This window comes from uncultured Veillonella sp. (assembly GCF_915069625.1).
Taxonomy (GTDB): domain Bacteria; phylum Bacillota; class Negativicutes; order Veillonellales; family Veillonellaceae; genus Veillonella.
Window position 1 is genome coordinate 1 of the sequence record NZ_CAJZFD010000155.1, and the last position, 4,936, is coordinate 4,936.

Annotated in this window: 3 protein-coding genes; all 3 read left to right on the top strand. The window is 40.5% G+C overall.

Annotated elements, in window-relative coordinates; translation table 11 throughout:
• Positions 1-202 precede the first annotated feature (202 nt).
• Positions 203-1,213 (top strand): glycosyltransferase family 2 protein, encoded by a 1,011-nt coding sequence (locus tag QZ548_RS07905; protein ID WP_295869541.1) that lies wholly within the window; start codon positions 203-205, stop codon positions 1,211-1,213.
• 83 nt (positions 1,214-1,296) lie between these two features.
• Positions 1,297-2,106 carry an NlpC/P60 family protein gene (locus QZ548_RS07910; protein ID WP_295805345.1) on the top strand — a complete coding sequence of 270 codons (810 nt, stop codon included), beginning with the start codon at positions 1,297-1,299 and terminating at the stop codon, positions 2,104-2,106.
• 215 nt (positions 2,107-2,321) lie between these two features.
• The coding region (gene alaS, locus QZ548_RS07915; RefSeq protein ID WP_295869543.1) for an alanine--tRNA ligase at positions 2,322-4,936 on the top strand (2,615 nt) is incomplete at its 3' end.

The following is a 4,936-nucleotide window of genomic DNA, read 5'->3' on the forward strand; positions in this document are numbered from 1 at the left end:
AAGTAGTTTCATATATAAAATGATATTTTACTTATTTGATATACTTATATATAAGGTAAATGAAGAGAAAAAGCGGTAGAGTGCGAAGAAATCGCTTATTTACTGAATTTGTAGATATAAATTCGCCTATTGTTAACCTTGGTGATTTGCCTTAATTTACTAATTAACTTAAAATATGTGAGTAAAATACTTTGGAGGATTTATGTTACTTTCTATTGTAGTGCCTGTATATAACGAAGAAGAGAACATAGCGAATTTTTATAAAGCTGTAACTGATGTTATGTCAGGACTCACGTACGATTATGAACTAATCTTCGTAGACGACGGTTCTAGTGATTCGTCATCTATGATATTACGTGAAATTGCTTACAATGATAAACGTGTCAAAGTGTTATTGCTTGCTCGTAATTTTGGGCATCAGACTGCGCTTACTTGTGGTCTTGATTATGCTCATGGAGATGCAGTTATTACAATGGACGGTGACATGCAGCATCCACCGGCTTTGATTCCTGAACTCGTTCGGTTGTGGGAATCGGGGTATGATGTGGTGCGCACCATACGCGATTCAACTGAAGATGCTAGTTGGGCTAAATCTTTCACGTCTAAGTATTATTACAAACTAATGAACAAAATGGCTGATGTTCCTATTGTTGAAGGTGGATCTGATTTCCGTCTCATGAATAGTAAAGCATTGGGCACGTTGAAACGGTTTAGAGAACATGGTCGTTTCTTACGCGGTATTGTTGGTGCCTTAGGGTATAGACAAGCTGAGTTGCACTTCGTAGCGCCACCTCGTTTTGCAGGGGTCTCAAAGTTTAGTGTGCGTAAAATGATACGATTTGCTCTCGATGGGGTAACCGCCTTTTCAAGAGTTCCTTTACGGGCTGCTTTGTACGTCGGTGTACTATGTGGTGGGTTGAGCTTCTTGCTTATATTGCACCTCTTGTATGTATATCTTACGGGTCAAGCCTTGAATGGATGGACTACCTTGGGCGTATCAATTTTGTTCATTGGTGGGATTCAACTCGTCGGACTGGGAATTATTGGCGAGTATGTAGGTCGTATTTTTGAAGAGGTGAAGCAACGGCCTTTGTATTGGGTTAAGTCAGCTATAAACTTTGATGAGCATGAAGAGGCTCCATTACTTGGACCTAGTAGTGCAGATGTGTTTATGGCACCTGAGACTTATACTAACAAAAGCAAAGAAGACTAGCTGTATTTGTGAATGCAAATAAATAGACGGTTAGTATATTTTGAATAAATAACTTACTTTAAAAGTTTTTGGAAAGGAAGCATATGAAGTCAAAATATAGTAAGGTTAAAATAACGGCATTAACATTAACTTTTGTGTGTGCCACAACAGCCATGGTAGGTGCAACAACATTACAATATGGTGATAAGGGCAAAAGTGTTACAGCGGTTCAACAACAACTAATTAAACACGGTTATAATGCTACAGATAAAAATGGTGTATATGGTAAAGAAACGAAATGGGCAGTTCGTCTGTTTCAACAAGATCGTGGCTTACCAGTGGACGGTATCGTAGGTCCTGCTACGTATAATGCATTGATGAGCGCTCCTCGTTCTACGAAGGCAGTATTGACTCAAAATGCGGCGACTAAAGCAGTGGCGACGAAATCCGCTTTCACAAACAGCAATGCGACGTCTCGTCGTATCGCAGGTCAATCCATTACTGGCAAAAACATTAAATTAAATAATATTACGAAAAGCGAAACACCAAATAGCATCCACGCTATCTTGGCAGAAGCGGACAAATATCGCGGTGTACCATATGTATTTGGTGGTACTACTCCAAGTGGTTTTGACTGCTCTGGTTACGTTAAATATGTATTTGCAAAACAAGGTATCTCTTTACCACGTTTGGCAGATGAACAATATAACGTAGGTGTTGAAGTTTCTCGTGCAAACTTGAAAGCCGGGGATTTGGTATTCTTTGAAACATATGAACCAGGTCCGTCTCACTCCGGTATTTATATTGGTGATGGCAAGTTCATCAGCGCCACTTCCAGTCGTGGTGTAGCAGTAGCAGATCTTGATACTGGCTATTGGGGTGAACGCTATATCGGCGCAAAACGCGTTATCTAAGCTAATATATAACTAGCTTTAAAAGAGGCTATACGAATCAATTATGTTCTGTTGATTTGTATAACCTCTTTTTCGTTTATGTAAATCTTGAATTTGATCCTAACTTTTCTCATTGTAAAAGTATAGGAACTCCGCATGACCTCAATGTTTTTGATAGATTTTATATCGGTTTTACGTTATAATGAAGAGTAAATAATTTTAGGAGGAATATACACATGAAGGGTAATGAACTGCGTCAAGCATACTTGCAGTTTTTTGAAAGCAAAGGACATTTAAAATTAGATAGTTTTTCTCTTATTCCAGAAAACGATCCGTCTCTATTATTGATCGGGGCAGGTATGGCGCCATTGAAGCCTTTCTTTACAGGTAAATTGGTACCTCCTTGTCATCGTATTACAACAAGCCAAAAATGTATGCGTACTGGTGACCTTGAAAACGTAGGTCGCACAGCTCGTCACCATACATTCTTTGAAATGCTTGGTAACTTCTCCTTCGGTGATTACTTCAAAAAAGAAGCGATTCACTGGGCCTGGGAGTTCTTAACTGAAGTTATTAAACTCGATAAAAATAGATTATATGTTACTGTATATCCAGATGACCAAGAAGCTTATGATACATGGCACAATGATTGTGGCGTAGAGGAAAGTCATATTACACGACTTGAAGATAACTTCTGGGAAATTGGTGAAGGCCCATGCGGTCCTGATAGTGAAATTTTCTTCGACCAAGGTCCTGAACATGGTTGTGATGATCCTAACTGTGCACCAGGTTGTGACTGCGATCGATATCTTGAAATCTGGAACTTAGTATTTACACAATTCAATAAAATGCCAGATGGTTCCTACGAACCATTGCAACATAAAAACATCGATACTGGCGCTGGTCTTGAACGATTGGCTTCTGTATTACAAGGTTGTAAAACAAACTTTGAAACAGATTTAATTTTCCCAATCATCGAAGCGACTGCAAAACGCGCTGGTGTTAAGTATAACGAAGATCCAAATACAGATGTTTCTTTGAAGGTTATTGCTGACCACGCTCGTGCTGTTACTGCATTGATTTCCGATGGTGTATTGCCATCCAACGAAGGTCGCGGTTACGTATTGCGTCGTATTTTGCGTCGTGCTGTACGTCATGGTCGTTTGCTTGGTATTGAGGGTATCTTCTTAACACCACTTATTGATGTAGTCGTAGACATCCTTGGCCCTGGTATTAAATCCATCGCTGAAAAACAAGACTTCGTTAAACGTGTTGTACAAAATGAAGAAGAACGCTTCAACCAAACATTGGAACAAGGTCTTGAGTTATTGAACTCCTTGATCGACACATTGGCTGCTGAAAAAGCAACTGTAGTTCCTGGTACAGAAGTATTCAAACTATATGATACATATGGATTCCCTTGGGAATTAACAGAAGAAATTGCTTCTGAACGCGGCTTTACAATTGACCATGAAGGTTTTGAAGCAGCTATGAAGGAACAACGCGAACGCGCTCGTGAAGCTCGTGTAAAAGAAGATGCGAAGGTAGCAACACCAGACATTACGTTCTTGAAAGACGAAGAACTTGTTGAAGATGAAGCAGAAACTGCATCCTCCGTATTGATGCTTGGTAAAGGTTCTGAACGCTTGCAAACAGCAGCTGATGGCGATGAAATTACTGTTATCGTACGCACTACTCCATTCCATGCTGAAGGGGGGGGGCAATTAGGTGATACAGGCTTTATCGTTGGCCCAATGGGTAAGGTAGAGGTTCATAATACAAAACGTTTACCTGAAGGCACTGTATATCATATCGGTACTGTTGTAGAAGGTTCTATCTCTGAAGGTGATGATGTAACACTTGAAGTGGATACAAATCGTCGCGCAGCAATGGCCCGCAATCATACAGCAACACACTTGTTACATGCAGCATTGAAAAAGGTTCTTGGCGAGCATGTTAACCAAGCTGGTTCTCTAGTAACTCCTGATTACTTGCGCTTTGACTTCACTCATTTCTCCCCTGTAACACAAGAGGAACTTGATCAAATCGAAGCTCTTGTAAACGAAGAGATTCTAAAAGCTACAGACCTAGCAATTGCTGAAATGTCCATGGACGAAGCTAAAGCAAAAGGTGCGATGGCACTCTTTGGCGATAAATATGGCGATGTAGTTCGTGTTGTAGAGGTTCCTGGCTTCTCCGTTGAATTATGTGGTGGTTCTCATGTAGGCAACACAGCTTTCATTAGTTCCTTCCGTTTAACATCTGAAGCAGGTATCGGTTCTGGTGTACGTCGTATTGAAGCGATTACAGGTCGTGCTGCTCTTGATGCAGCAAAACATGATCGTTTGACAATTGAACGTATGGCAGGGGAACTTAAAACTAAAGCGCCTCAAGTAGAAGAACGCTTGCATCAAGTATTGGCAGAAGCAAAAGAAACTGCTAAAGAATTAGAACAAATTCGTAAAGAGCTTTCTGCTGCTGGTGCAGCTGATATCATTGCTGGCAAGGTTATGATTGGCGATGTAGCATTTGTAGCGGCTTCTGTAAAAGCTTCTTCTATTGATGAATTACGTGATCTAGCTGATATGGGCCTTGATAAATTAAATGGTTCTGGCGTAGTGCTTGTAGGCGCTGCTATGGGTGATGACAAGGTTAACTTTGTATGTAAAGTCTCTAAAGATGTAGTGGCTAAAGGTGCAAAAGCAGGTAATATCGTAAAAGCTGCAGCTCAAGTAGCTGGTGGTAATGGCGGTGGCCGTCCAGATATGGCTCAAGCAGGCGGTAAAGAACCAGCTAAATTAATGGATGCATTAAAAGCTGGTGGTGAAGCGTTAACATCTATGTTACAATA